The 25,088-nt window shown below is 59.6% G+C and carries 24 protein-coding genes and 1 tRNA gene; 19 read left to right on the top strand and 6 right to left on the bottom strand.

Annotated elements, in window-relative coordinates:
* Positions 1–39: 39 nt before the first annotated feature.
* From QKE19_RS02655 to QKE19_RS02600, 12 genes are all read left to right on the top strand, one after another.
* Positions 40–1,872 carry a long-chain fatty acid--CoA ligase gene (locus tag QKE19_RS02655; RefSeq protein WP_016423122.1) on the top strand — a complete coding sequence of 611 codons (1,833 nt, stop codon included), beginning with the start codon at positions 40–42 and terminating at the stop codon, positions 1,870–1,872.
* A gap of 205 nt (positions 1,873–2,077) precedes the next feature.
* Positions 2,078–2,764, top strand: coding sequence for a hypothetical protein (locus QKE19_RS02650; RefSeq protein WP_016423121.1), 687 nt, complete (start codon positions 2,078–2,080; stop codon positions 2,762–2,764).
* Positions 2,761–3,924 carry a radical SAM family heme chaperone HemW gene (gene hemW / locus QKE19_RS02645; RefSeq protein WP_070595540.1) on the top strand — a complete coding sequence of 388 codons (1,164 nt, stop codon included), beginning with the start codon at positions 2,761–2,763 and terminating at the stop codon, positions 3,922–3,924. The genes QKE19_RS02650 and hemW overlap by 4 nt, the downstream gene beginning before the upstream one ends.
* Before the next feature lie 9 nt (positions 3,925–3,933).
* A complete protein-coding gene (gene hrcA / locus QKE19_RS02640; RefSeq protein ID WP_070549898.1) occupies positions 3,934–4,971 on the top strand; it encodes a heat-inducible transcriptional repressor HrcA in 1,038 nt (345 codons plus the stop codon).
* Between the two features lie 2 nt (positions 4,972–4,973).
* Positions 4,974–6,104 (top strand): molecular chaperone DnaJ, encoded by a 1,131-nt coding sequence (gene dnaJ / locus QKE19_RS02635; RefSeq protein ID WP_049170716.1) that lies wholly within the window; start codon positions 4,974–4,976, stop codon positions 6,102–6,104.
* A 44-nt stretch (positions 6,105–6,148) separates the two neighbouring features.
* Positions 6,149–6,928 carry a 16S rRNA (uracil(1498)-N(3))-methyltransferase gene (locus QKE19_RS02630; protein ID WP_070549897.1) on the top strand — a complete coding sequence of 260 codons (780 nt, stop codon included), beginning with the start codon at positions 6,149–6,151 and terminating at the stop codon, positions 6,926–6,928.
* A gap of 12 nt (positions 6,929–6,940) precedes the next feature.
* Positions 6,941–7,969, top strand: coding sequence for a PhoH family protein (locus QKE19_RS02625; RefSeq protein ID WP_070549896.1), 1,029 nt, complete (start codon positions 6,941–6,943; stop codon positions 7,967–7,969).
* A 16-nt stretch (positions 7,970–7,985) separates the two neighbouring features.
* Positions 7,986–8,519, top strand: coding sequence for an rRNA maturation RNase YbeY (gene ybeY, locus QKE19_RS02620; protein ID WP_005511056.1), 534 nt, complete (start codon positions 7,986–7,988; stop codon positions 8,517–8,519).
* The gene (locus QKE19_RS02615; RefSeq protein WP_016423115.1) at positions 8,516–9,844 is read left to right on the top strand and encodes a hemolysin family protein; all 1,329 of its coding nucleotides are present in this window, start codon (positions 8,516–8,518) and stop codon (positions 9,842–9,844) included. The genes ybeY and QKE19_RS02615 overlap by 4 nt, the downstream gene beginning before the upstream one ends.
* 4 nt (positions 9,845–9,848) lie before the next feature.
* A complete protein-coding gene (gene era / locus QKE19_RS02610; protein WP_042389423.1) occupies positions 9,849–10,790 on the top strand; it encodes a GTPase Era in 942 nt (313 codons plus the stop codon).
* A gap of 4 nt (positions 10,791–10,794) precedes the next feature.
* Positions 10,795–11,544: a DNA repair protein RecO gene (recO, locus tag QKE19_RS02605; RefSeq protein WP_070549895.1), complete on the top strand. Its 750-nt coding sequence runs from the start codon at positions 10,795–10,797 to the stop codon at positions 11,542–11,544.
* Positions 11,545–11,575: 31 nt separating this feature from the next.
* Positions 11,576–12,295 carry an isoprenyl transferase gene (locus QKE19_RS02600; protein WP_076772257.1) on the top strand — a complete coding sequence of 240 codons (720 nt, stop codon included), beginning with the start codon at positions 11,576–11,578 and terminating at the stop codon, positions 12,293–12,295.
* 36 nt (positions 12,296–12,331) lie between these two features.
* On the opposite strand, the gene QKE19_RS02595 is transcribed toward QKE19_RS02600, so the two are convergent.
* Complete coding sequence (locus tag QKE19_RS02595) at positions 12,332–12,826, bottom strand: Fur family transcriptional regulator (protein WP_016423111.1); 495 nt, start codon at positions 12,824–12,826, stop codon at positions 12,332–12,334.
* Between the two features lie 190 nt (positions 12,827–13,016).
* Between QKE19_RS02595 and QKE19_RS02590 the strand changes: the two genes are divergently transcribed.
* The 3 genes from QKE19_RS02590 to QKE19_RS02580 are packed head-to-tail and all read left to right on the top strand — an operon-like array spanning position 13,017 to position 15,375.
* The gene (locus tag QKE19_RS02590; RefSeq protein ID WP_049170727.1) at positions 13,017–14,402 is read left to right on the top strand and encodes a glycine--tRNA ligase; all 1,386 of its coding nucleotides are present in this window, start codon (positions 13,017–13,019) and stop codon (positions 14,400–14,402) included.
* Entirely contained in the window at positions 14,402–14,971 is a 570-nt protein-coding gene (locus tag QKE19_RS02585; protein WP_049170730.1) for a hypothetical protein, read from the top strand. The genes QKE19_RS02590 and QKE19_RS02585 overlap by 1 nt, the downstream gene beginning before the upstream one ends.
* Positions 14,959–15,375, top strand: a complete 417-nt coding sequence (locus QKE19_RS02580) for a hypothetical protein (RefSeq protein WP_049170733.1) — start codon at positions 14,959–14,961, stop codon at positions 15,373–15,375. The genes QKE19_RS02585 and QKE19_RS02580 overlap by 13 nt, the downstream gene beginning before the upstream one ends.
* A gap of 8 nt (positions 15,376–15,383) precedes the next feature.
* Here QKE19_RS02580 and QKE19_RS02575 read toward each other — a convergent pair whose 3' ends face one another.
* Entirely contained in the window at positions 15,384–17,417 is a 2,034-nt protein-coding gene (locus tag QKE19_RS02575; RefSeq protein ID WP_222867517.1) for a TPM domain-containing protein, read from the bottom strand.
* 28 nt (positions 17,418–17,445) lie between these two features.
* Here QKE19_RS02575 and QKE19_RS02570 point away from each other — a divergent pair, with 28 nt between their 5' ends.
* Positions 17,446–18,738, top strand: a complete 1,293-nt coding sequence (locus tag QKE19_RS02570) for a deoxyguanosinetriphosphate triphosphohydrolase (RefSeq protein ID WP_049170738.1) — start codon at positions 17,446–17,448, stop codon at positions 18,736–18,738.
* Between the two features lie 15 nt (positions 18,739–18,753).
* Here QKE19_RS02570 and QKE19_RS02565 read toward each other — a convergent pair whose 3' ends face one another.
* The gene (locus tag QKE19_RS02565; RefSeq protein WP_048732681.1) at positions 18,754–19,329 is read right to left on the bottom strand and encodes a TetR/AcrR family transcriptional regulator; all 576 of its coding nucleotides are present in this window, start codon (positions 19,327–19,329) and stop codon (positions 18,754–18,756) included.
* 69 nt (positions 19,330–19,398) lie between these two features.
* Here QKE19_RS02565 and QKE19_RS02560 point away from each other — a divergent pair, with 69 nt between their 5' ends.
* Positions 19,399–20,109, top strand: coding sequence for a GAP family protein (locus QKE19_RS02560; RefSeq protein WP_347890313.1), 711 nt, complete (start codon positions 19,399–19,401; stop codon positions 20,107–20,109).
* A gap of 26 nt (positions 20,110–20,135) precedes the next feature.
* On the opposite strand, the gene QKE19_RS02555 is transcribed toward QKE19_RS02560, so the two are convergent.
* Positions 20,136–20,639: a ribonuclease domain-containing protein gene (locus QKE19_RS02555; RefSeq protein ID WP_049192877.1), complete on the bottom strand. Its 504-nt coding sequence runs from the start codon at positions 20,637–20,639 to the stop codon at positions 20,136–20,138.
* A 120-nt stretch (positions 20,640–20,759) separates the two neighbouring features.
* On the opposite strand from QKE19_RS02555, the gene dnaG reads away from it, so the two are divergent.
* Positions 20,760–22,691, top strand: a complete 1,932-nt coding sequence (gene dnaG, locus QKE19_RS02550; protein ID WP_080971472.1) for a DNA primase — start codon at positions 20,760–20,762, stop codon at positions 22,689–22,691.
* Between the two features lie 14 nt (positions 22,692–22,705).
* Here the strand turns inward: dnaG and QKE19_RS02545 are convergent, their stop codons facing one another.
* Together QKE19_RS02545 and QKE19_RS02540 are read right to left on the bottom strand one after the other, a co-directional pair.
* Positions 22,706–23,338 (bottom strand): MBL fold metallo-hydrolase, encoded by a 633-nt coding sequence (locus QKE19_RS02545; protein ID WP_049170745.1) that lies wholly within the window; start codon positions 23,336–23,338, stop codon positions 22,706–22,708.
* Positions 23,335–24,492: an S-(hydroxymethyl)mycothiol dehydrogenase gene (locus QKE19_RS02540; protein WP_049170748.1), complete on the bottom strand. Its 1,158-nt coding sequence runs from the start codon at positions 24,490–24,492 to the stop codon at positions 23,335–23,337. Before QKE19_RS02540 ends, QKE19_RS02545 begins: the two co-directional genes overlap by 4 nt.
* 276 nt (positions 24,493–24,768) lie before the next feature.
* Between QKE19_RS02540 and QKE19_RS02535 the strand changes: the two genes are divergently transcribed.
* Positions 24,769–24,840, top strand: a tRNA-Asn gene (locus tag QKE19_RS02535).
* Positions 24,841–25,088 lie beyond the last annotated feature (248 nt).

The raw sequence follows: 25,088 nt of genomic DNA, 5'->3' as shown, positions 1-25,088 counted from the left end.
CGACGGACAGAACTACCGAAAGTAGGGGTTTGTAACTCGATGCGTGAATATACTACCGAGGCGAAATACGTCATCGGCGAGGACGAAACGATTATTACCTCGCTGCAGGAGCTGGTGCAGAAGCGCCCGAAGCTGGTGCTTTTCACTCGCCCCAAGAACTTTGAGTGGGTAAATGTCACTGCTCAGGAGTTCTATGACGAGGCAAAGGGCGTCGCTAAGGGGCTAATTGCCAACGGTGTTCAGCCGGGCGACCGCGTAGCGCTGCTCAGTGAGACTCGCTACGAGTGGAACCTGATCAATACCGCTATCTGGATGGCAGGCGCTGCTGTTGTCCCGATTTACGGCTCTTCTTCGTCTGGCCAGATTCGTTGGATTATTGAAAACTCCGGTGCTGTTTTCGCATTTACCGAGTCGCGTGAGCACACCGACCGCATGAAGCCTCTGCTGGTCGAAAAGGGCACCGAGAACCCGGAGGGCGAGTCTCAGCTGCGTCGTGTACTGGAGATTAACGCTTCCGCTACTGACACCATTAGCTACGAAGGCCGTGACATTGACGGCGACGAGGTCGAGCGCCGCATCAAGGACACCAAGGCCGACGACCTGGCAACCGTGATTTACACCTCCGGTACCACTGGTCGTCCGAAGGGCTGCGTGCTCCTGCACAGCAACTGGCTGGCGGAGGCCCGCGCCATCCTCACCAACGAGATTGGCCTGATTGCCCGTCCGGGGAACCGCATTCTGACCTTCCTGCCGTTGGCGCACGTGTTGGCTCACGCAGTGTCCCTGGCTTCGATGATTTCCGGTGCTACCCAGTCTCACTGGGCTGATACCAAGACCGTCACCCTGGAGTTCCAGCGTTCCCGTCCGCACATGATTCTCGGTGTGCCGCGCGTGTTCGAGAAGGTTCGTGACTCCGCCTACGCCTCCGCTAAGGAGAAGGGCGCATTCGGCCTGGCCATGTTCGAGCGTGCTGAGGCCACCGCCATCGAGTACTCCAAGGCACTGGATACTCCGGCAGGTCCGTCGCGTGTCTTGAAGCTGCGTCGCCAGCTCTACGATCGCCTGCTGTTCTCGAAAATTCGCGCAGCTATGGGTGAGGCCGTGCAGTACACCATTTCCGGTGGTTCGGCTCTGTCCTCTGACCTCGGGCACTTCTTCCGTGGTCTCGGTGTGCCTGTCTACGAAGGCTACGGTCTGACTGAGTCCACGGCTGCCGTCACCGTGAACAACCCGAGCGAGCAGATTATTGGTACCGTTGGTCGTCCGGTCGGTGGTTGCTCCGCCGCTATCGCTGATGACGGCGAAGTTCTGCTCCGTGGTCCGGTTGTGTTCGACCGCTACTGGAAGAACGAAGAGGCAACCAAGGAAGCCTTCATCGACGGCGAATGGTTTAAGACTGGTGACCTCGGTGAGCTGACCGAAGAAGGCCACCTGAAGATCACCGGCCGCAAGAAGGACCTCATTGTCACCGCTGGTGGTAAGAATGTCGCGCCGGGCCCGATGGAAGACCGCATGCGTGCGCACCCGCTGGTGTCCCAGGCAGTCGTCATCGGCGATGGTCGTCCGTTCGTCTCCGTGTTGGTCACTCTCGATGAGGAGGCACTGGAGAAGTGGAAGATTGAGCACTCCGTCCCCGAGCACACCTCGATCCGTGAACTCGCTGCCTCCAGCGCAGTTTTGCGCGCCGAGATTCAGGACGCCGTCAACTCCGCTAACGAGCTGGTTTCTCACGCAGAGGCCATTAAGAAGTTCCATATTCTGGACAGTGACTTCACCGAGGAAAGCGGCGAGCTGACCCCGACCATGAAGGTCAAGCGCAACATTGTCATGGACAACTACTCGCGTGACATTGAGGCTCTCTACCAGCGTTAATTCACGGTCTACCCGCTGCCGATAGAAAACGGCAGCGTGTTGTTACCGCGCTAGCGCCCCTCACCCCATTAAGGTGAGGGGCGCTAGAAATTTTTAAGGAGTTTTCAGTTTTCGAAAGTCGGCATTCGTCAATGTTCGTCGATATTCGAAAGCGGAAGACTGCAATGATGTCACCGGCGCCGAAGATGTCGTGGGAGGGCGGGCAATGATTAACCACTTCGATGCTCGGCTACGCCTGCGCGAAGTGACCCAAGAGCTCTACGACATTGGTGACGAAGTTGCCGAACACATCGAGCACCTTGCTCAGGCGGTTGCTGATGTAGATCGTGAGCTGGTGGACGAATGTGTCCTCGAGCTCGCTGACATCGTCGACGAGGCCGTTGAGGACTGCCGCCCTCTGATTGGTGAGCTTGATGGTCTACGCCAAGCGTTTACCTCCGGCATTCGCTCGGGGCGCATCGGTACTCTTTCCTCCGCTTCGACACCGCGTCGACACCCGCATCCGGCACCGAAGTCGCCGGATGTGCAGTCACTGTCGCTCATTCCGGCTCCTTTGAAGCATCCGGTTGCAGTCCCTACGGTCACGCAGGCAATGATTGCTCGCTCCGATGCCGTGGCTTCTTACCTGGAGGAACTCGCCGACTGGGTTTCCGCCGAAAACATCCGAGGCGTGGAAAAGCTCGGTAGTGTGGTGCTTCCGCAGCTTTACGCACAGTCTGGCCGCCGTGCACTGTCCGCTGCCGCCGCTTGGTGTGTTGCTGTTCCCGAGACTCATCCGGCAGTTGCCAATGCGCTGCGCGGCCGTAGGCCTCCGGAGTTCCTGATGGAACGTGCCCGCATCGATGAAATTGTCCGCCGCGTCAAGCAACGTCGAGCCAAGGAGCATGCGTGAGCGAAGCCTCCGCACACACCGATTCCTTCGGTGTCTACTTACACGTCCCATTCTGTGCCACCCGTTGTGGCTACTGTGATTTCAACACGTACACGCCAGGTCAGCTGGGCAGTGGCGCAACGCAGGGAGACTACCTCGATGCCATCGTGGCTGAGCTCGAGATGGCCGTCGTAAAGCACCCCGAACTAGCGCGTGGCGCCGATACCGTATTCGTCGGCGGTGGTACGCCGTCGATGTTGGGGGCGAGTGGTCTTCGTCGCCTGCTCGACGGTGTGCGCAACAGCTTTGGGCTTGCCGACGACGCCGAGGTCACCACCGAGTCGAATCCCGAGTCGACCTCCCCGGAGTTTTTCGAAGGCTTGGCCGAGGCAGGGTTTACCCGGGTGAGTCTGGGCATGCAGTCGGCTGTGCCGCATGTGCTGGCCACTCTGGATCGTACGCACACGCCGGGGCGTCCTGCGGCGGCAGTGGCGGAGGCACGCGCGGCCGGCTTTGAGCACATCAACCTCGACGTTATCTATGGCACGCCAGGGGAGTCGATGGCGAACCTCGATACGACGTTGGAGGCAGTCCTGGCCACGGACGTCGATCATGTTTCGGCGTACTCGCTGATTGTCGAGCCAGGTACCGCGATGGCGCGTAAGGTTCGTCGCGGTGAGCTGCCGATGCCTGACGACGACGATCTCGCCGATCGCTACGAGCGCATCGATGCTGCACTGAGTCAAGTCGGTTTCTCCTGGTATGAGGTGTCCAACTGGGCGAAGCCGGGTGGCCAGTGTCGCCACAACATGCTCTACTGGCGCGATGGAAATTGGTGGGGTGCGGGCCCCGGTGCACATTCGCACCTGGATGGCACGAGGTTTTACAACGTCAAGCATCCGGCTCGCTACGCGGTGACCATTTCCGGCGGCGAGTTGCCAGTCAAGGATTCAGAAGGGCTAACGGCCGAGGATCGACACACCGAGAAGATTATGCTGGGCCTCCGCCTGGCCGAGGGTATTGATGCCAATCTGCTCGGTGAGGATGAACTGGACAAGGCACGTCGGCAAGCGGAAGCGGGCATGGTGGAGTTTGTTTCCGTCGATGGTGGTCAGCGGATTCAGCTGACAAATCGCGGCCGTTTGCTGGCCGACGCAATAATTGTTGACATCCTTAGTTAAACTATCCGCATGTCATCTCAGACGGATAAGCGCAGGCAGGAAGTTCTTCGGGCAATTGTCTCGGATTACGTAGCTTCCCAGGAGCCGGTCGGCTCGAAGGCTCTGGTGGAGCGCCACAATCTGGGTGTGTCCTCGGCGACCATTAGAAATGACATGGCTGTGCTGGAGGCCGAGGGCTATATCCAGCAGGAACATGCATCGTCCGGGCGTATCCCGACTGAGAAGGGCTACCGCCTTTTTGTGGACAACCTTTCGCAGATTAAGCCGCTGTCCCGGGCTGAGCGCCGAGCTATCCTCGAGTTCCTCGAAGGTGGCGTCGATTTGGAGGACGTGCTGCGCCGAAGTGTGCAGCTGCTGGCCCAGCTAACCCGCCAGGTCGCAGTAGTGCAGGTGCCGACGCTGGAGGTCTCCCGCGTCCGACACTGCGAGGTCGTCCAGCTCGCCGACGCGCGATTGTTGCTGGTAGTCATCACCGACACCGGGCGCGTGGAGCAGCGCAATGTCGAGCTGCCAGCACCGATGGATCCCGATCTCGTGCCGCTGTTGCGTGAGCATTTCAACCGTGCAATGTCGGGGCACACACTTGCCGACGCGTCGATTGCGATTTCCGATCTTGCGGCTAACGCCCCGCGCGATTTGCGGGATGTAATCATCCGCTGCTCGACGGTGCTGGTGGAGTCGTTAATTGAGAGGCCGAATGACAGGCTCATCCTGGCCGGGGCGTCGAATTTGACCCGTGGTAATATGGCCGGTCGCTTACCTTCTACGTTGCCCATGGTTCTTGAGGCTCTCGAAGAACAGGTGATCGTGTTGAAACTGCTGTCGGCCGCGCAGGATTTACACCATGTCCGCGTTTCTATCGGTGAGGAAAACGAGGACGAGGAGCTGCGCGCTACTTCAGTTGTTTCAACTGGCTATGGCACCGGCACCGAGATTTTAGGTGGCATGGGAGTAGTTGGCCCCACATTTATGGATTATCCGGGAACAATTTCCTCGGTTGCTGCTGTTGCACAGTACGTTGGCCGGGTATTGAAAGGAAGTAGCTAAAGTTGGCACGCGACTATTACGGCATCCTCGGAGTGGAGAAGGACGCTACGGACGCTGAGATTAAGAAGGCGTACCGAAAGCTGGCGCTCAAGTACCACCCAGACCGTAATCCGGGTGATGAAGAAGCTGCGGAGAAGTTCCGTGAGGCCTCTGAAGCGAACGAGGTCCTGCTGGATCCTGAAAAGCGCCGGATTGTGGATATGGGAGGAGATCCTCTCAATCCGCAGGGCGGTATGCCAGGCGGTGGCTTCGGCGGTTTCGGCGGCGGCGGAGTCGGCGATATCTTCGAGGCATTCTTCGGCGGTGCCGGCGGTACCCGCCAGCGCCGCTCGCGTGTGCAGCCAGGTGCAGATGCGCTGCTGCGTATTTCTCTGGGCCTCGATGAGGCATTCACCGGTGTCCGCAAGCCCATCACGGTGGACACCGCGGTGCTGTGTGAGCAGTGCGAGGGAACCGGCTCGAAGTCCAAGTCCAAGCCGAAGATGTGTACCAGCTGTGATGGCACTGGCGAGATTCAACAGGTCCAGCGTTCTTTCCTGGGCAATGTGATGACCTCGCGGCCGTGCCCGACTTGTGAGGGCACCGGCGAGATCATCCCCGATCCGTGTAACAACTGCGGTGGCGATGGCCGCGTCCGTGCTCGCCGTGATCTGACGGTCAACGTTCCGGCAGGTATCTCTGATGGCATGCGTATTCGCATGGCAGGGCAGGGCGAGGTCGGTCCGGGCGGTGGCCCGGCGGGTGACCTCTACGTGGAAGTTGCCATGGACCCGCACCCTGTATTCGAGCGTGAGGGCGATGATCTGCACTTTAACGTGCAGGTGCCCATGGCTGATGCCGCACTTGGTACCGAGTTTGAGGTCGACGACCTGCTCGGCGAACCAATGACCATCAAGGTTGATTCGGGCACCCAGCCGGCAGAGCAGATTCGTCTGTCGGGTAAGGGCATGCCGCATCTGCGCGGCGAGGGCAACGGCGACGTGGTCGCACACGTCGATGTCACGGTGCCGACGAAGCTGGACCGCAAGTCCCGCGAGCTGCTGGAGAAGCTACGCGAGCACCGCGATGATGATGCCAAGGTGGCAGACTCGAGTGAGCGCAACGGTTTCTTCTCCCGATTCCGCCGCCGTTAGAACACGCCATCCCCAAAGCCCCCTCCAGTGAGTGTGAAGCACACATGAGTTTGCCCGTATTCCTCGGTGAGTTCACCGAGCTGCCGCGCCCGGAAGAAATCATTCGAATCCTCGGGTCGGAGGCAAAGCACATCAGCGTTCGCAGGCTGAAGGAGGGCGCGGAGATTCTTCTTGCCAATGGTGCGGACAAGGTGGTGCGGGCACAGCTCATGCACGTAGATCCGCGTGAGGTCCACGTTCGCGTAGTTGCCGCCGAGGAACGTCCACGTCCGCGCCCGCACGTCACTGTGGTGCAGGCACTGCCGAAGTCGGATCGTGCTGAGCTTGCGGTCGATTTGATGACCGAGGCTGGGGTCGATGAGATTATCCCCTGGGCGGCCGTGAATTGTGTGGCCCGATGGCAGGGTACCGCGAAGGTCACTAAGGCCCGCGCCAAGTGGCAGTCGGCTGCGCGCGAGGCAGCCAAGCAGGCTCGTCGTGCATGGATTCCGCCGGTCGCTGACCTGCATAGCTCCGCTGATATTGAGCAACTCATCCAGGAAACCACGTCAGCAGGTGGTGTGGCAGCAGTTTTGCACGAGGAGGAAACAGCTCCGTTCGTGGACTTCGCCGCGCAGGCAGCAAACGCTGACAAGGTTCTTTTCATCGTCGGCCCAGAAGGGGGAGTCAGCCCTGGGGAACTCGAGGCCTTCCGCGCCGCAGGTGCTAGCTCGGTAGTACTCGGCCCGACAGTTCTCCGCAGCGCCCTCGCGGGAGCTGCTGCTCTTTGCGCACTGGGCCCGTTGACAAAGCGCTGGGGCGGCGCACCCACGCCTGGTCAGTAGGATAGACGCATAATGACAAAGTATTCAGTAACTGCTCGTACCACTGCCGTCGTCGAGCTCGATGACAATCTCGCGCCGATTGTGGTCGGTCATGCGGATCAGAACCTACGTCTGCTGGAATCTCTGCTGGCAGCGGATATTCATGTCCGCGGCGGAGTTGTGACAATCAAGGGTGCTCCGGCGGATGTTTCGTTGGCTGTCCGCGCGTTCAAGGAGCTAGAGGCAATGGCCCGTCGTGGGCACGAGCTCTCCCCGGAGTCGGTGCGGCACGCGGTGGGCATTGTGGATCGCGGGGAGAAGTCCGCCAGCGAGGTGCTCGGTGGCGGCATCGTGACACATCGTGGCAAGACCGTGCGTCCCAAGACCGAGGGACAAAAGAACTACGTCGATGCCATCGACCGCTATAACGTTGTTTTCGGTATCGGCCCAGCCGGTACGGGCAAGACCTTCTTGGCCATGGCCAAGGCGGTTGCTGCACTGAAGAATAAGCAGGTAGAACGCATTATTCTGACTCGCCCCGCAGTGGAGGCGGGTGAGAACCTGGGCTTCCTGCCGGGTACTCTGCACGAGAAGATTGACCCCTACCTGCGCCCATTGCACGATGCGATGCGCGAAATGCTTGAGCCAGAGCTGATTCCAAAGCTGATGGAAACTGGGGTAGTGGAGGTCGCACCGCTGGCGTACATGCGCGGTCGTACCTTGAACAATGCGTTCATCATTCTCGACGAAGCACAGAACACTACTCCGGCGCAGATGAAAATGTTCCTCACCCGCCTGGGCTTCGGTTCGAAGATGGTCATCACCGGTGACGCCAGCCAGGTCGACCTGCCTCGAGGGCAGAAGTCCGGTCTAGCTGTCGCCCGTGAGGTGCTGCGCAGTGTGCCGGGAATCGCTTTTCCGGCGCTGGCGGCTGCGGATGTGGTGCGCAACCCGCTGGTAACCGCAATTGTCGAGGCCTACGATGACTACGATGCCTATAACGAAGGTATTGAACAGGGCGCCGAGTCCCCACAAAAGCGACAGTCCGCCACAAAGCGATAAAGGACGCTGAAATTACATGAGCATTGAAGTTTTCAACGAGTCCGGTCAGGGCGTCAATGAAGAGTCGCTTATCGACGTTGCCCGTTATGCGCTGGGCCGCCTGGACGTGCATCCGGCAGCTGAGCTGAGCATTCACATTGTCGACTTGAAGACGATCGAAGACCTCCATGTGCGCTGGCTGGATCTGCCGGGGCCGACTGATGTGATGAGCTTCCCGATGGATGAGCTCACTCCTGGCTCTGGCCGACCAGATGCAGCTAGCCCAGGGCCTGCGATGCTGGGCGACATTGTGTTGTGCCCGGAGTTTGCCGCGGGGCAGGCGGAGCGTGCAGGCCATCCGCTGAGCCACGAGTTGGTACTGCTCACCGTGCACGGCGTACTGCACCTGTTGGGTTATGACCATGTCACGGCGGAGGAAGAGCGCCAGATGTTCTCCCTGCAGAATGGCCTGTTGGCGGATTGGTACGACGACATCGATCGTCGTGGCGTGAGCTTTTCCGAAAAACCAATTAACCCCAATGCGTTCCCGGAGCGTTCTAACGAGCGATGATCACTTTGATAATTGTCGCCGTTGTGGCGATGATCTGCGCTGGCGGACTTAACACAGTCGAAACTGCGGTCGCAGGCATTTCCCGTGCGCGCGTGGCAGAGCTGCAGCGTGACGAGGTCGCAGGTGCTAATGCGCTTCTCAAGGTCGTAGAAAATCGCGCTCGGCACGTCAATGTGCTGGTGATTTTGCGTACGCTGTGCGAGTCAATCGGTGCAGTGACGCTTGCGGCAGTTTGTCTTAAGCTTTTCGAGCCGGAGCGCTGGGCCATTGTGGCTGCAGTGGTGTTGTTGGCTCTGTTCACCTTCCTGGTCCTCGGGGTGTTTTCCCGCACGATGGGTCGGAAGAATCCGTACTCGATTTCCCTCGCCACCGCGGTCGTTCTGAGTTTTATGGCCAAGGTGTTGGGGCCACTGGAAAAGTTGCTGATTTGGTTCGGCAACATCATCACCCCTGGTGGTGGCTTCCGCGATGGCCCGTTCGCCACTGAAGTCGAGTTGCGCGAGATGGTCGATATCGCCCAGGAGCGCGGCATTGTGGAGCACGATGAGCGCCGCATGATTCAGTCTGTGTTCGATCTCGCGGAAACGTCGGCACGCGTTGTTATGGTTCCGCGCCCAGAGATGGTGTGGATTGAGGCGGATAAGCACTGTGGTCAGGCAGTGGCCCTATGCGTGAAGTCGGGTCACTCGCGACTGCCGGTGATTGGCGAGAGCGTTGAGGACATCGTCGGCGTCATTTACTTGAAGGACATTGTCCAGCAGACGTACTCGCGTACTGATGGCGGTCGCGGTGTTCGCGTCTCCGAGGTCATGCGTGACTGCGTTTTTGTGCCCGATTCCAAGCCACTGGATGACCTGCTCGATGAAATGCAGCGCACCCGCAATCACATCGCCATTCTCATCGACGAATATGGATCGGTCGCCGGTCTTATCTCTATTGAGGACATCCTCGAGGAGATTGTCGGTGAGATTGCCGACGAATACGACGAGGCCGAGCAGGCCCCCATCGAACCACTGGGGGATGCCTCCTACCGCGTGCAGGCGCGCCTCAGCTTGGGCGAGCTCATAGAGCTTTACGACGAAGCCCACGGGCGCCAACTCGTCTTCGATGACGAGGTCACCGATGAGGTGGATACGGTCTCCGGTCTGTTGGCATATGAGCTTGGACGTGTGCCACTGCCCGGTTCGTACGTAGAATATGCAGGACTGAAGTTTACCGCCGAGGGCTCGCGTGACCGTCGTGGTCGTATGCGGGTACGCACTGTGGTGGTGGAGCCGACTGCGGAGTTTTACTCCGAGGAAGAAGATACTGATGGGCAATCTTGATGACATGCTGGCCAATGCTGGACTTGGCGGAGATGCTGATGATTACAGTGCGCCGGAGGGCTTTCGCTCTGGGTTCGTCTCTATCGTGGGGCGTCCGAATACCGGTAAGTCGACGCTGACCAATTCCCTGGTGGGCGAGAAGATCGCTATTACCGCTAACCAGCCGGAAACCACGCGTCATCCAGTCCGAGGTGTAGTCCACCGCGAGAACTGTCAGATTGTTGTCGTGGATACGCCAGGTCTGCACAAGCCACGCACGCTGCTCGGTGAGCGCCTGAATGACATGGTTCAGGAGACCTACTCCGATGTGGACTTGGTCGCGATGGTCGTGCCTGCCGACGAGAAAATTGGCCCCGGTGACCGCTGGATTTACGAGAACGTCTCCAAAGGTTGCAAGAACATCATGGGCATTGTGTCCAAGGTGGATAAGGTCTCGCGCGACACCATTATTGAGCGCCTGATCGAGCTGCAGGAGTTGCTCGGTCCGGATGCCGAGCTGGTGCCACTGTCGTCGAAGTCCGGCGAGAACATCAACACGCTGATTGATGTCATGGCTTCCCAGTTGCCGGAGGGACCGCGCCTGTACCCGAAGGGGCACATCACCGATGAGGATCTGCACACCCGGATGGCAGAGCTCATCCGCGAGGCGGCCCTCGGCGGTCTGCGCGATGAGTTGCCGCATTCCGTGGCAGTCCAGATTGATGAGGTGCTGCCAAACCAGGACCGCGAAGGCGTCCTGGATGTCCACGCCGTTATCTATGTCGAGCGTTCGGGGCAGAAGTCCATCCTCATGGGGCGCGACGGTCGACGCATGGGCACCACCATTCATAAGGCTCGTAAGGAACTCATTGCGCTGCTCGGTCAGAATGTTTACCTTGACCTGCGGGTGAAGGTATTGAAGGACTGGCAGTCGGACCCGAAGCAGCTGGGCAAGTTGGGATTCTAAAAAGTTGGTCGAGCCGTATCGCGACCGTGCGCTGGTCGTACGCCGCTACGACCTCGGCGAAGCCGACCGCATCATCGTCCTTTTCACCCGCGACCACGGCTTAGTCCGCGGTGTCGCCAAAGGCGTGCGGCGCGCGAAGAGCCGCTTCGGCTCGCGCCTCTCACCATTCGTCGACGTGGATGTCAACATCTACCCACGCCGAGGACTGTCCACTATCGCAGGCGCAGATACCGTGCGCACGTGGGCAGCACCGCTTGTCGACGACTATGCGCGCTACACCTGTGCGTGTGCAGTCCTGGACGTCGCCGAACGCATTGTCGGCGAGGAGCAAGTGCCGGCTCCCGAATTGTGGGATCTCACCACTCAATCGCTCGACGACGTTGCGGCCGGTCGCCATCGCCCCGATTTGTTGCTGACCTCCTACATTCTGCGAGCAATGGCGCAGGCCGGTTGGCAGCCAAGCCTCTTTGAATGCGCAGGCTGCGGCAAAGCCGGCCCTCACCACGCGTTTTCTCCCGCACTGGGCGGAGCAGTGTGCACCAACTGCAGGCCACCGGGTGCAGATACTCCGCCGACCGAGGTTCTGCATCTGATGTGGCAGCTTGCTCATGAGCAATGGGCGGGCATCGATACGTCGTCAAGCGATTTTGAGGGGCGGATTGCGACGGCGCGTACCCTAACGGCGAAGTACCTGCAGTACTACCTGGGCCGCCGGGTGCCGGCGCTGGAACATGTGGATGCTTTTTGGCAGTAAGCAGTAGCGGTGGGGCACAATAGGAAGCGTGTTGAATCCTCCTGTACCGCAGCAATTCGTGCCCAATCACATCGCGCTCGTGATGGACGGCAATGGTAGATGGGCCGAACAGCGTGGGCTCAAACGCACCGAGGGGCACAAGCGTGGTGAGGCCGTGCTGATGGAGTGCGTCGATGCTTGTTTGGAGATGGGCGTCAAGCACCTGTCGGCTTACGCATTTTCCACTGAGAATTGGCGCCGTTCGGTCGATGAGGTCCGATTCCTTATGGGCTTTAATCGCGATGTGCTGCGCCGACGTCGTGATGAGTTGGATTCGAAGAACGTTCGCGTGCGTTGGGCAGGGCGTCGCCCGCGACTGTGGCGCTCGGTTATTAAGGAACTTGAGATTGCCGAGGAGCAGACGAAGGACAATGACGCGCTAACTCTGTATATGTGCGTCAACTACGGTGGTCGCGCTGAAATTGTTGATGCTGCTAGAGAGATTGCTCGTCAGGCAGCAGCGGGGGAGCTCAGCGAATATGACTTGACCGAGAAGTCTTTCGCACAGTTCCTGGATGAGCCGACTATGCCGGATGTTGATCTGTTCCTGCGTCCATCGGGCGAGCAGCGCACGTCCAACTTCTTAATCTGGCAGTCCGCCTATGCGGAGATGGTCTATCAGGACAAGCTTTTCCCGGATTTCGGTCGGGATGACATGCGCGCCGCAGTGGTGGAGTACGCCAAGCGCGACCGTAGGTTCGGCAAGGCCTAGAGCCGATATTTTTTAGGGGGGGGGAGGGAGCCCGGGCTACTTCTTCTGGCAGTCCCTGCACAGGCCGAAGACCTCAGCAGTGTGCCCGGTCAGATTAAAACCGTGCTCCTCCGCAAGGCTGTGAGCCCACTGCTCGACAGGGCCGCCGGCGACTTCAACGGTGCTGCCGCAATCGGTGCAGACCAGGTGATGATGGTGGTGGTCACCGCACAGCCGGTAGAGAGCCTCTCCGGAGGCATTGTGCAGAACATCGACAATGTCCATTTCTGCAAGGGACTGGAGCGTCCGATAGACCGTCGTCAAGCCGACCTTGTCCCCACGTTCCGTCAGCGACTTATGAATGTCAGCAGCGGAGCGAAAATTAGGGGCCTCACTCATAATCGACACGACGGCGCGGCGTTGGCGAGTACTGCGCTGGCCGATGCGGGTTGCGGCCGGCCGCGCGGAGGCGTGTGCCCCGGTGCTAGCGGGGGAGCCCGTACCACGTGGGTTTTCGCCAGAACTAACTTCGTGCATATCTTCGCCAGCCATGTAACCGACACTACCCGGTATCGGTTGGACAAGATGCGCTAGAGTATAGGGGAACTTTTAACTGGCCTGTTGGGGTCAGTACATTTTGCTTTTCATTATGTCGTTCGCCGCACGGAACGGGCTGAATTGTGTGCCCGGAAAAGGCGTGTGGTGTGCGATGCGAAGCCATTTATAAGGAGTGGTCTAGACCGTGGCACCTAAGTCAGTTGTCGATACCGTCGCCAACCTGTGTAAGCGCAGGGGGTTCGTTTACCCGTGTGGTGAAATTTACGGCGGTACCCGCTCGGCATGGGATTACGGTCCCCTGGGTGTGGAGCTGAAGGAAAACATCAAGCGCCAGTGGTGGAAGACCTTCGTCACCGGCCGTAAGGATGTCGTCGGCCTGGATTCCTCCATTATCCTGCCGCGCCAGGTCTGGGAAGCTTCCGGCCACGTCGCTACCTTCACCGACCCGCTGGTGGAGTCCCTGCACACCCACAAGCGCTACCGCGCTGACCACCTGCTGGAGGCCTACGAGGCCAAGCACGGTCACCCGCCGGCCAATGGTTTGGCAGACGTTCCGGACCCGGAGACCGGTCAGCCGGGCAACTGGACCGAGCCGCAGATGTTCTCCGGTCTGATGAAGACCTTCCTCGGCCCGGTCGACAATGAGCAGGGCCTGCACTACATGCGCCCGGAGACCGCTCAGGGTATCTTCGTCAACTTCAAGAACGTTATGACCACGGCTCGCCTGAAGCCACCGTTCGGTATCGGCCAGACCGGTAAGGCATTCCGCAACGAGATCACCCCGGGTAACTTCATCTTCCGTACCCGCGAGTTCGAACAGATGGAGATCGAGTACTTCGTCGCACCGGACCAGGCGGAAGAGAAGTTCGATGAGTGGGTCGACGCCTGCTGGAACTGGTTCATTGACCTGGGCGTTAACCCGGAGAACATGCGTCAGTTCGACGTTCCGAAGGACGAGCGCGCTCACTACTCTGCACGCACGATTGACTTCGAGTACCGCTTCCACTTCCAGGGCAACGAGTGGGGCGAGCTGATGGGTGTCGCCAACCGTACGGACTACGACCTCGGCTGCCACATCGAGCACTCCAAGGAAGACCTGCGTTACCACGACCAGGTCACCGGCGAAAAGTACGTTCCGTACGTCATTGAGCCGTCCTTCGGTCTGACCCGCGCCCTGATGGCCTTCCTGTGTGATGCCTACACCGAGGAAGAGGTGCCGAACGCAAAGGGCGGCACCGACACCCGTACTGTGCTGAAGCTGGACCCGCGTCTGTCGCCGGTTAAGGTTGCTGTTTTGCCGCTGTCGAAGAAGGACACCCTGACTCCGACTGCTGAGGCTGTCGCCGACAAGCTGCGCCAGTACTGGGCCGTCGATTACGACACCTCCGGTGCTATCGGCCGTCGTTACCGTCGCCAGGATGAGATCGGTACTCCGTTCTGTGTCACCGTTGACTTCGATACTCTCGAGGACAACGCTGTGACCGTCCGTGACCGCGACACCATGGAGCAGGAGCGCGTCAAGATTGACGAGCTGGAAGGCTACCTCGCAGCTCGCCTGGTGGGCTGCTAATGGCCGAAGAAGTTTTTTGGGAATCCTATAGTCTCGGCGACGGTTCTCGGGAAAAATCCGAGCAAACCTGGCCGATTCTGAAGGAAAGCACCGAAGTCGGCACGTACATCCGTGATGAGCAGGGCGATCGCCTCAACACCCCGGAAGGGGAGTGGGTCATTGACGCCTCTGCTAATCACCGTGTTTCCGCCACGCTTCCCGACGGCCGCGTGTTCTCGACCGTTGCTGCTGACCGTGACAAGATTTCGCGAGCCAAGCAGCTTTCAGTGACCTTTGGGCCGGAGCGTCCTGAAGGCAAGCTGGTGTGCGAGGGATCGACGAACTACGTCATCGAGAATGCGAAGACCGGCGAGAAGTGGGGCCAGTTTACCGGTGCGTCCCGTGGCGTGCGCCACGCAGAGGTGCAGTTCGACACCGATGAGGGCCGTGCGCTGCCGGAAGAGGAGAAGATCTTCCTGGTCTACAGTGCTCGTCGAGTGCTGGAGTCCCGCATGGTTTCCTCTACCTGGATTCTCACTGTCTGCTTGCTCTTGCTGATTGCCTATATGATTTGGGTGTGGATCGTGTAGCAACTATTGCAGACGGCGTCGTTTACGACGAGTACAAAAAGACCCTGTCCGACGGCTGGAGCTGTCAGGTCGGGGTCTTTAGTGCTTTCTGGATCACCTCGCCACAAGGGCGTGGCTGGCAGGTGAAAGCCCGCTTTTTTAGCACGAACGCGCTAGTGATGACGAATCCGGATGAGGGGGATTCTTTCGTCCTAAACAGAGAAGGACGGGGAATTCGCACGGTCTTCGACATCGAACGGCCAGGCTATGAGCTCGCCCGAATCGTCAGAGAGGACAGCCTAGGCCGAGGGGTATTTGGTGTCTATGCCCAGAAAGGAGACTTCCGGGGGAGTTTCGAAGACTGGCTGATTGCCGCCGCTCTGGCGACGTGGTCTGTGGATGGACCACGCCAGATGCGAATTTAGGCGGGAATCTAGAAGCCCATTGTGCTGCCGGAGCCGCCTGGTCGGCTCGAACCTCCGCCGAAACCGCCGAATCCGCCGATACTGCCACCAAAGCCGCTGTTGTTGCTGAGCATGCTGCCTAGCACCATGCCGGCGACCATCGAACCGTTGCTGCCGCCACCGCGGCGCTGATCCTGGTAGCGGCGGATGTCACGGCGGGCCAAGTCAGCGGCCTCAGCCGCGAGCTTGCGCGCACGACGTGCGTAGGCCAAAGCCTTTCGCGGATCGTCGTTGGCGAAGCCCTGAGCAGAGCCGTAAGCACGCTGCGCCTCTGCGAGGCGAGTGCGAGCCTCAGCGCCAACCACACGGCGGCGGGTAGCAATTAAGTCAGCCGCGGCGCGAATGTGATTGTCGGCATCCTGCATGCTGTGCTGCAAAGTAGCGGTAGCGCGGGCGAACGACGCGGCCTTATCTCGAGCGGAGTCGAGGGCTTCGTCGAGCAGCTCATCGGCATCGGTCAGTGCGGTCCAGGAACTCAGTGGATCCACTTCGGACTTATTGGCTGCCACACCGAGTGCTTCGCGGCCTGCTTCGATGGCTGCATTGAGACGCTCGCGGTTGATGTTGGCGCCTTGCGGTGCCGACATCAGGTGCGAGGCCTCATCGATTTCACCCCGGACCTCGGCGATAAGGGAAGCCAGCCCCGCGACTGCAGCGTGAATATCGCTATCGGCGTGTTCAATGGCCTCCAGAAGACTCTCTGCCTGTGTGAGCGCAAAGTCGGTGGCCGACAGTGCATCAATCAGACCACCTTGCTCACCGGCGGGTAGGTCCGCGATGCGGCGGGCCTCAGTCATTGACTGGTCAGCCTGATTCAGGTGCTCCGTGGCCATGTCGATATTGTCGGTCACAGAGCTGAGCATCTGCTCTTCGTAACGTGCGCGCAGACCGTCGAGAATTTCGCCGGCACGCGGCATACGTGAGCGCAGCTCGACGCTTCGCTGAGTGAGCTTTGAAATGGTCGCTTCAGCATTCATTAACTCCTGGCGGAGTTTCTGGAAGTTTGCGGCCTCGCCGTCGAGCTGGTCATCCGCAACACCACAGGTGGAGATAATCTCCAGTAGGACACTGCGGCGCTCGATTTCGTCGGTCACGGAGCCGTCGTCAAGCTGTTGGCGAAGTGCAAACGCGCGCTCGAGCGTGGACTGAGAGTGCTTCAGTGCGTTGTCGAAGCTGCGGATGCGTTCGGTGCCGAACTCAGCGCGAGCGAGGTCGAGCTCGGTGTTGGCCTTGCGAATGGACTCATCGGTACTGACAATCTCATCGTGCGCAAGAACATCGAGCGAGCTGGTGCTCAGCGAGTCCAGCGAAGAGACATCCCTGGGGTCGATGTTGCGGCCACGAGCGATCTCCTCCTCATCGCGCTTCTTCTTATTGCGACGGCCCACGGCCCAGGTGGCGCCACCGACAACGGCGGCACCACCGAGGCCGGCACCGAGCGCCCACCCACCGGCGGAGCCGCTGCCACCGCCTGCCTCGGCGATGGCAGCTTCACCCGCAGCTGCCCAGTTGTCATCCTCTAACAACTGCCCTTGAGCTGCCCTGTTGATGGCCTCCGCGTTGCGGGGGAAGGAGTCTCCGACGAAAGCGCCGAGGTTTCGGTCTTCCACAGCGACGACGATGACACCGCGGTTGTCGGCAGCTCCGAGGTGTTCCCAGGCCTGCTGTGCCCACTGCTGGCCCTGAATGCCGTCGAAGCTCTTGATATAAAACACCGAGAACAGGAGTCGCTTGTCGGTCTTGAGTTGCTGAATCTGCTCCTTCAGACGAGCTTCATCGCCGCCGCTCAGCACACCTGCGAGATCAGCCACCTCGCCCGACACATCTGTCGGTGCCTCGGCGTGCGACAGTGGTGCTGACGGTGCGAGTGCCAGCAGCGAAGCAGGTGCGTGAACCGGTGGCTGTGCCGGTAGCGCGGCAGTAATTAGCGGCATGCTCAGGCCGAGGAAAGCACCCGATGCAGCAAGGTAAAGGGGGCGAAACACGCGATTCCTGTCAGACATATCTACAAGGATACGTAACAATAATCACGTGGCCGGTAAATTTTCGTATTCATCTTTTGAACTCGCCCGTATTGTCGAGGAGTCTCCGAAGCAGTCATTGCTGCCCGGGGTGCAGTCCTTGGAAACCCACCGGGCGGCGTTTGCACGAGATCGCGCCCGCGTCCTGCACTCCGCAGCGCTGCGCAGGCTGGCTGACAAAACCCAGGTTGTGGGGCCAGGGGAGGGCGATACTCCGCGCACACGCCTGACTCACTCGCTGGAGGTCGCGCAGATTTCCCGCGGAATCGCCAGCGAGTTGGGTGCAGATGAGGATCTCGCAGAGCTGGCCGGCCTGACCCATGACATCGGGCATCCGCCGTATGGCCACAACGGCGAGCGCGCCCTCAACGAGATTGCCGCTGGGTGCGGCGGGTTTGAGGGCAACGCGCAGACGCTGCGTATTCTCACTCGCCTCGAGCCGAAGGCGCTCGATGGTACAGGTGAGCCCTGCGGACTCAATCTCACTCGGGCGGCGCTCGATGCGGCTTGTAAGTACCCGTGGACACCGATCGGTCCCGATGGTCAGCTCCGCCACAAGTACGGGGCTTACCAGGAAGATGCTGCGATTCTGCAGTGGATTCGCCAGGGCGTTCCGCACGGCAAGCAGTGTCTTGAGGCGCAGATTATGGACTGGTCTGACGATGTCGCCTATTCCGTCCACGATGTCGAGGATGGCATCGTCTCTGGCCGCGTTGACCTGGGTGTTCTGTGGGACACGGTGGAACTGGCCGCGCTCGCTGACAAGGGCGCTGCCGCATTTGGTGGCGATCCAGCGGAGCTCGTCGAGGCTGCCGGGCGTCTTGCCAGCTTGCCGGTGGTATCAGCTGCGGCGTCCTATGATGGTTCGCTGCGCTCGCTGGTCGCGCTGAAACGGATGACCTCGGAGCTGGTCGGCCGTTTCGTCACGGCTTCCGTCGCGGGTACGCGTGCTGCCTCCGGGTCGACGCTTCCGCTCGGGCGTTACGACGCGGACCTCGCCGTGCCCAGCTCGATTCTGGCGGAGGTCACCATGCTGAAGACCATCGCCGTGCTGTATGTGATGGATCTTCCGCGTCATATTCGCCGTCAGGAGCGTGAACGCGATCGTCTTTTCCGGGTGGCCGAGTATCTGCAGGAAGGTGCTCCAGGGACGCTTGATCCGATGTTCCAGTGGCTCTATTCCCGGGCGGAGAGTGACCAAGCGCGGCTGCGGGTTATCGTTGATCAGCTAGCGTCGATGACGGAATCGCGTGTAGAGCGGCTTGATCGCCAGATTGCTGGTGTGGCTGCGGCGTGGGGGTAGTGCTGTCAGCGATTACTATTTTTGAAGTATCCGCTGAAGGCTACTACTGAGGTCATCGGAAAGCGCCTTCGTAGTCTCTGCGTCGGGCTTCGCATGCATGTAATCGAGGGCTAGTCCATTTACGATAGCTGTGATGAGCCGGGCCGTCTGAGCTATATCTCCAGGGACGTCTGCGGCGGACAGTGCTGAAATGAGATGGTCCTGGAATCTACTGAGTTCGTTCTGGTACTCCTGGGCCAGAACTTTGCGTGTTGATGCAGCGGCACCGAGGATAACCCACAGTGCTGCGTCTTCGCGCTGTATTGGGCCGATGGGGAGTAGTTCGAGCAGGGAGCGGTGGAGCTGTTCTAGCGGCGAGGTATTCGATTGAAAGCGTAGCGACGAGACTCTTTCATGCTGTCGTGCTGCCGAGCGCAGAAGTGCCCTGCTGAGTAGTTCGTCTTTCGTGCCCATAAAATACTGCACTGTTCCAGGGGCTACGCCCGCCTGTTGAGCCACTTTTCGAACGCTGACAACGTCGAACCCCTGGTTAACAATTACTTTGATTGCTGCATCGGAAATGGCTTTTTCTTGAGGTGACATCATGCTCATATCCTAAAACTCCTTTGGGGTTTCATTCGCGCCACTTCCCGTACGACTGTATGATAGTTTACTATACGAATGTACGAGGAAGTGATGGAGATGGACTATCTTGTTCTTGTGGGGCTTGCGCTTCTTGACAGTCTCAGTGCTGGAACCCTGCTGATTCCAGTAGTGCTGCTCATCGTCTGGCGGAGGATGAGGGGTGCCGAATACGTTACTTATTTAGGGACAATTGTCTTGTCCTACTTTGCGGTTGGCATCGCGCTCTTTTTCGGCCTGCGTCAGGCTTTAGACGCAGTCTCGGGCATTGCATCCAACACTTGGTTCAGTTGGGTGATGATGGTGTTGGGTATTTTGTTAGCTGCTTACGGAATCCTGGCACCGAATCCCAAGAAACGGACTGTCGAAGAGGTACTTGAATCTCGGTCGGAGGACACGAAGAAAGGTTCTGCCGGCCTCCCCGCGATGGTGGGTTTAGCCTTAGCAGCAGCAGTTGTCGAGGTCGGTACGATGTTGCCGTACTTGGCGGCAATCGGAATCATTGAATCGATGGCAGTGCCTTTCGCAGTGCAACTGCTTATCCTCGCGCTCTACTGTGTAGTGATGATTTCGCCCGCAGTCATCGTTGGAGTGCTCTTCGCGGCCTTCGGAGATAAGGTCTACAACCGGGTAGTGAACGTTATCCCCCGGTTGGAATATGAAACAAAGGTCACTGTTTTGTGGGTGGCAGCAATAATTGGCATCGTTCTTGTTGCCCGGAGCGCAAATCAACTCGGTTTTATCGGGTAGCGCTGATTCCGCAGTAATACTTTGGCTCAGTCCTCCGCGTCAGGAATTTCGCAGAAGCTCTCGTAGTGGTCGTCGGTGTAGTACCAGACATCCGGATCGTTTTCGGAACCGCCGCCGACAACGATGCGGCGTGCACCGCGGCTGGAATTGCCCGGGGTGGTCACGGTGTATTCGCGGTAGTAGTCACCGCGCTCCTTCGGCAGGCGTCCCTCGTAGTTGCCGAAGTGCTTGCCGTCGTGCTGCGAGTAGATGTGGTCCTGGTCGGTCAGGATGCGGTCGATAACATCGTCGGCCTCCTGCGGCAGGGTATCTACTGCGCAGGTGGCACCCTTTGTGCCAGCCTTGTTGCTGCCCGAGTTGGGGCCAGGTTTAGGGCCTGGTTTCGCGCTGGAGGCAGTGGAATCCTGCGACCCCTGTGAGTTCTCGGATGCCGTAGAGTTCTGGTCTCCGCCATCGAGCCCGAAATAACTACCAGCCAGCACCAGGGCGGCAGCGCCTACGCCGCTCGCAATCTTCTTCCACTCAGCCATGGCTAGTATCTTTCCATATCGGTCGCCGCCGGCACGTTTTTGGGTTGAGCGCGGGCGGCTCGTCGGCAAGCGAAACCTCTACGGCGGAGTCGATTGGACGGGTTGGGTAAGGTTATTTTCATGGCTAGGGGAAGAATTCCGGACTCCGATATCGCGGCAATCCGCGAACGGACTCCGATTGAGGAGATCGTTGCAGAATACGTGAACCTCAAACCGGCTGGCGCGGATTCTCTGAAAGGGCTATCGCCTTTTAAAGACGAGCGCACGCCGTCGTTCCACGTACGCCCCAATCATGGCTACTACCACTGCTTTTCCACCGGCAAGGGCGGTGATGTATTCAGCTTCCTCATGGAGATGGAACACCTGTCTTTCCCGGAGGCTGTCGAAGCCTGTGCGGAGAAAATTGGCTTCCACATTAACTATGAGGGCGGCGGCACGGGCCGTCGCGAGGAACCGGGAACCCGACAGCGTCTCATCGCCGCAAACCGCGAGGCACAGAAGTTCTACCGCGAACAGTTCTCCACGCCAGCGGCAGCGCCCGCGCGCGAGTTTCTGGAAAACCGCGGCTTCACCGCCGAGCACGCGGCCCAGTTCGGCTGTGGTTACTCGCCAGCCGGCTGGGACACTCTAACCAAGCACCTGCAGCGCCTGGGCTTTAGCTTCGAGGAGCTGGATAAGGCGGGTCTTTCCAAGATGGGGCGCATGGGGCCGATCGATCGTTTTCACCGTCGTCTCATGTGGCCGATCCGCAATATGTCCGGCGATGTCATCGGTTTTGGTGCCCGCAAGCTTTTCGACGATGACAATCTGGGCAAGTACATGAACACGCCCGAGACCATGCTGTACAAGAAGTCCAAGGTCCTTTTCGGCTTGGATCTGGCAAAGAAGGACATTGCCACTGGTCATCAGGCTGTAATCGTGGAGGGCTACACTGACGTCATGGCCATGCACGCCTCAGGCGTGACCACGGCCGTCGCGTCCTGCGGTACCGCTTTCGGCGAGGAACACCTCCAGCTGCTGCGCCGTCTCATGCTCGACGACAACTTCTTCCGCGGCGAACTCATCTACACCTTCGACGGCGACGAGGCAGGACAGAAGGCCGCCATGCGCGCCTTCGAGGGGGAGCAGAACTTCACCGGCCAGTCCTACGTCGCGGTCGCGCCGGACGGCATGGATCCGTGCGATCTGCGCCAGAAGAAGGGCGAGGCCGCAGTGCGCGATCTCGTTGCTTCACGACGGCCATTGATCGAATTTGTCCTCCGCACACTTCTGGCCGACTATGACCTGACCACCGCTAATGGCAGGGTCTCCGGGCTGCGCCGAGTGGTGCCTGTCCTGGCCCAGCTCAAGGACGCGGCGCTGCGCGATGAGTATGCCCGCGAAGTTGCCGGCTGGATTGGCTGGAATGATGAAGCCGAGCTTGTGCAGCGCGTCCGCGAGGAGGCCAGTCGGCCACAGAATGAAAAGCGCACTCCCTACCAGCGTCGCCAAGAAGAGGCCCGGGCCCGTGAAGAGGCGGAGGAAGCGCGGCGCCGGCGCAACCCGGCACTGCCGTATCCAAACCCGCGGGACCCTGTGCTTTATGCGCAGCGTGAGGCCCTCAAGCTGGCAATTCAAGAGCCCGCCACCACCGGCCCGGTATTCGATGCGCTCGCACCCGAGACCTTTGGGCATCCGACCTACCGGGCGGTATTCGATGCCATCATGGCTGCAGGTGGTGCCTGCGGGGAAGCGGCCACACAGCCACATAGTTGGGCGACCGCAATTATGGATCAGGCGCGGGAGGACGTCGTCAAGCATCTCGTGACTGAGCTGGGCGTGGAGCAAATCGCCGTCGATGCAGAGACGCTGCGCCCGTATGCGCAGGCGATTCTGGCGCGGTTGCAGGAGGTGTGGGTCGGTGACCAAATTGCACAGCTGAAGGCGATGCTCTCACGAATGCGCCCCTCAGACGACGAAACCGCCTACAACTCGCTGTTCGCGGACCTGCTCGCGATGGAGCAGTACCGCCGCGAACTGCAAGCAGAGGCGGTCAAGGTCGTGTTTGAGTAGCTAGTGGCTAGCGACTAGTAGCCGCGGCGAATCCACTCTTCCAAGTGCGGAGCCTCGCGGCCAATCGTCGTGTGGTCGCCATGACCCGTGCGGACAGTCGTTTCCGCAGGCAGAGTCAGCAGATTGTCGCGGATGGAGTTAATAATCGTGTCGAAATCCGAGTAGGACCGACCGGTCGCCCCCGGACCGCCGGAAAACAGCGTGTCACCAGAGAACAGCTCCGCGGCCTCCGGTACGTACAGACAGCACGAGCCAGGGGAGTGGCCCGGAGTGTTAATAATGACAACCTCCGTGCCTGCAATCTCCAGGCGCTGACCGTGCGCGAGGTCCTCGTGCGCCAGGTCCGGCCAGGACTGCTCCCACAGCATCTGGTCGCCCGGGTGGACGAGCAGGGGAGCGTCGAGCTTCTCCTGCAGTTCAGGGGCCACAGTGATGTGGTCGTTGTGCGCGTGGGTGCATACAATCGCCTTTACCTTGCGGCCATCCACCGCGTCAATAATCGGCTGCGCCTCATGCGCCGCATCGATGACAATGACCTCACGGTCATCGCCGAGCACCCATACGTTGTTGTCTACGTCCCACGTGCCACCATCGAGCGAGAACGTGCCCGACGTGAGAACGTGGTCGACCCTCAAACCCTTGTTCACAGCGTCACCACCGATCGCAGTACCTTACCGGCCTTCATGGTTTCGAAGGCCTCGTCAACATCCTCAATGCCAATGCGCTCCGTCACGAAGCCCTCTAATGGCAGGCGGTTCTGCAACGACAGATCCACCAGCATCGGGAAGTCGCGCTCTGGTAGGCAGTCGCCGTACCAGGACGACTTCAACGCACCACCGCGGCTAAACACATCCGCCAGCGGGATGTCCAGCTCCATTGTCGGCGCCGGAACACCGACCAGAACAACGCGTCCAGCCAGGTCACGGGCGTAGAACGCCTGCTTGTAGGTTTCCGGACGGCCGACCGCATCAATCACGACATCAGCACCGAAACCGTCGGTCAGCTCACGCACTCGCTTAACGACGGGATCCTCTTCCCCGGTGCCCTTATCGCTCTTAGCCAGCTCCGCAGAGTTAATGGTCTCGGTCGCGCCGAATTCGCGGGCGGTATCCAGCTTCTCGTCCGAGATGTCGATGGCAATAATCTTGCTAGCGCCGGCCAGCTTGGCACCGGCGATAGCGGCCGTACCAACGCCACCGCAGCCGATGACGGCTACCGATTCACCGCGCTTAACCTCGCCGGTGTTAATAGCCGCACCGATGCCGGCCATGACACCGCAGCCCAGCAGGCCCGCAACGGCCGGATCGGCTGCCGAATCGACCTTGGTGCACTGGCCCTCGTGGACGAGGGTGGCATCCGCAAAAGCGCCGATTCCAAGTGCCGGGGTGAGGACGGTGCCGTCGGCAAGCGTCATGGGCTTGGAGGCGTTGAAAGTGCTAAAGCAGTACTGTGGCTCACCGCGCTTGCAGGCGCGGCACTCGCCACAGACGGCGCGCCAATTGAGGACAACGAAATCGCCGACGGCAACATGCGTGACCTCTTCGCCAATCTCGGAGACCACGCCTGCGGCCTCGTGGCCGAGGAAGAACGGGTACTCGTCGGTGATATCGCCGTCGCGGTAAGCCAGGTCTGTATGGCAGACGCCGCAGGCCTGGATGTCGACAATGACATCGTTCGGGCCCGGGGACGGGATGTGGATATCAGTAAGTTCTACAGGTGCGCCTTTTTCGCGGGCGATAACGCCGCGCACAACGCGTGCGGTTTGCTCGGTGTTTTCGGTTCCGTTGGTTTGTTCAGACATAAGCCCCATCGTATGAGCGCGGTATGAAAAGTGCATGATGGAAAGCATTTTCAGTACTGGTAGGAGCTTTGTGGGCGCTGTGTGAGGTTGCGTGGATTGTGTGGATTGCGTGGCTCTGAGAACTCACAACGGTGTCATGACGTGTGGGAAAAGAAGGTATAAATTGACCTTTGACCTGGCGATTTGTGAGTTTCAAGGGGTCTGGGTAAAGTATCTATCCGTCGCAAGGAACGGCATGGCCGAAGTTCGGTTTAGCCGGTTCTGTGCGGTGGATATTCCTCCATAGCTCAATGGCAGAGCATTCGACTGTTAATCGAAGGGTTGCTGGTTCGAGTCCAGCTGGAGGAGCAATTAAGCCAGGTCAGAGAGTTTTTCTCTGGCCTGGTTTTCGTTTAAGAAGACGAAGAAGACAAAAACAGACAGAAAATAATCCAAGCCCTAGGAAAGTCGGAAAAGCGTGTCTGGGCGGTGCGTCGCCGGTGGGCACCTTTCGCCACTTACCCCAGTGCGAGTTACTGACTGCGTTTATGGCTGATGGCGTTGGGTGGATGCGAGTTACTGACTGCGTTTATGTCAAAAATGGCTCGAAAAATGGT

The organism is Corynebacterium sp. c8Ua_99 (assembly GCF_039907185.1).
GTDB lineage: Bacteria > Actinomycetota > Actinomycetes > Mycobacteriales > Mycobacteriaceae > Corynebacterium > Corynebacterium jeikeium_D.
The sequence above is the reverse complement of the archived record's forward strand: the minus strand, read 5'-3'. Positions and strand labels throughout refer to the sequence as shown.

Coding starts and splice junctions, on each gene's coding strand:
- QKE19_RS02565 (WP_048732681.1), bottom strand. CDS start 19,329: ATGAGCATGATGTCACCTCAAGAAAAAGCCATTTCCGATGCAGCAATC.
- dnaG (WP_080971472.1), top strand. CDS start 20,760: ATGGCTAGGGGAAGAATTCCGGACTCCGATATCGCGGCAATCCGCGAA.
- QKE19_RS02630 (WP_070549897.1), top strand. CDS start 6,149: ATGAGTTTGCCCGTATTCCTCGGTGAGTTCACCGAGCTGCCGCGCCCG.
- era (WP_042389423.1), top strand. CDS start 9,849: ATGCTGGCCAATGCTGGACTTGGCGGAGATGCTGATGATTACAGTGCG.
- QKE19_RS02555 (WP_049192877.1), bottom strand. CDS start 20,639: ATGGCTGAGTGGAAGAAGATTGCGAGCGGCGTAGGCGCTGCCGCCCTG.
- QKE19_RS02585 (WP_049170730.1), top strand. CDS start 14,402: ATGGCCGAAGAAGTTTTTTGGGAATCCTATAGTCTCGGCGACGGTTCT.
- QKE19_RS02575 (WP_222867517.1), bottom strand. CDS start 17,417: ATGTCTGACAGGAATCGCGTGTTTCGCCCCCTTTACCTTGCTGCATCG.
- QKE19_RS02540 (WP_049170748.1), bottom strand. CDS start 24,492: ATGTCTGAACAAACCAACGGAACCGAAAACACCGAGCAAACCGCACGC.
- QKE19_RS02655 (WP_016423122.1), top strand. CDS start 40: ATGCGTGAATATACTACCGAGGCGAAATACGTCATCGGCGAGGACGAA.
- QKE19_RS02650 (WP_016423121.1), top strand. CDS start 2,078: ATGATTAACCACTTCGATGCTCGGCTACGCCTGCGCGAAGTGACCCAA.
- QKE19_RS02595 (WP_016423111.1), bottom strand. CDS start 12,826: ATGGCTGGCGAAGATATGCACGAAGTTAGTTCTGGCGAAAACCCACGT.
- hrcA (WP_070549898.1), top strand. CDS start 3,934: ATGTCATCTCAGACGGATAAGCGCAGGCAGGAAGTTCTTCGGGCAATT.
- QKE19_RS02615 (WP_016423115.1), top strand. CDS start 8,516: ATGATCACTTTGATAATTGTCGCCGTTGTGGCGATGATCTGCGCTGGC.
- ybeY (WP_005511056.1), top strand. CDS start 7,986: ATGAGCATTGAAGTTTTCAACGAGTCCGGTCAGGGCGTCAATGAAGAG.
- QKE19_RS02560 (WP_347890313.1), top strand. CDS start 19,399: ATGTACGAGGAAGTGATGGAGATGGACTATCTTGTTCTTGTGGGGCTT.
- QKE19_RS02625 (WP_070549896.1), top strand. CDS start 6,941: ATGACAAAGTATTCAGTAACTGCTCGTACCACTGCCGTCGTCGAGCTC.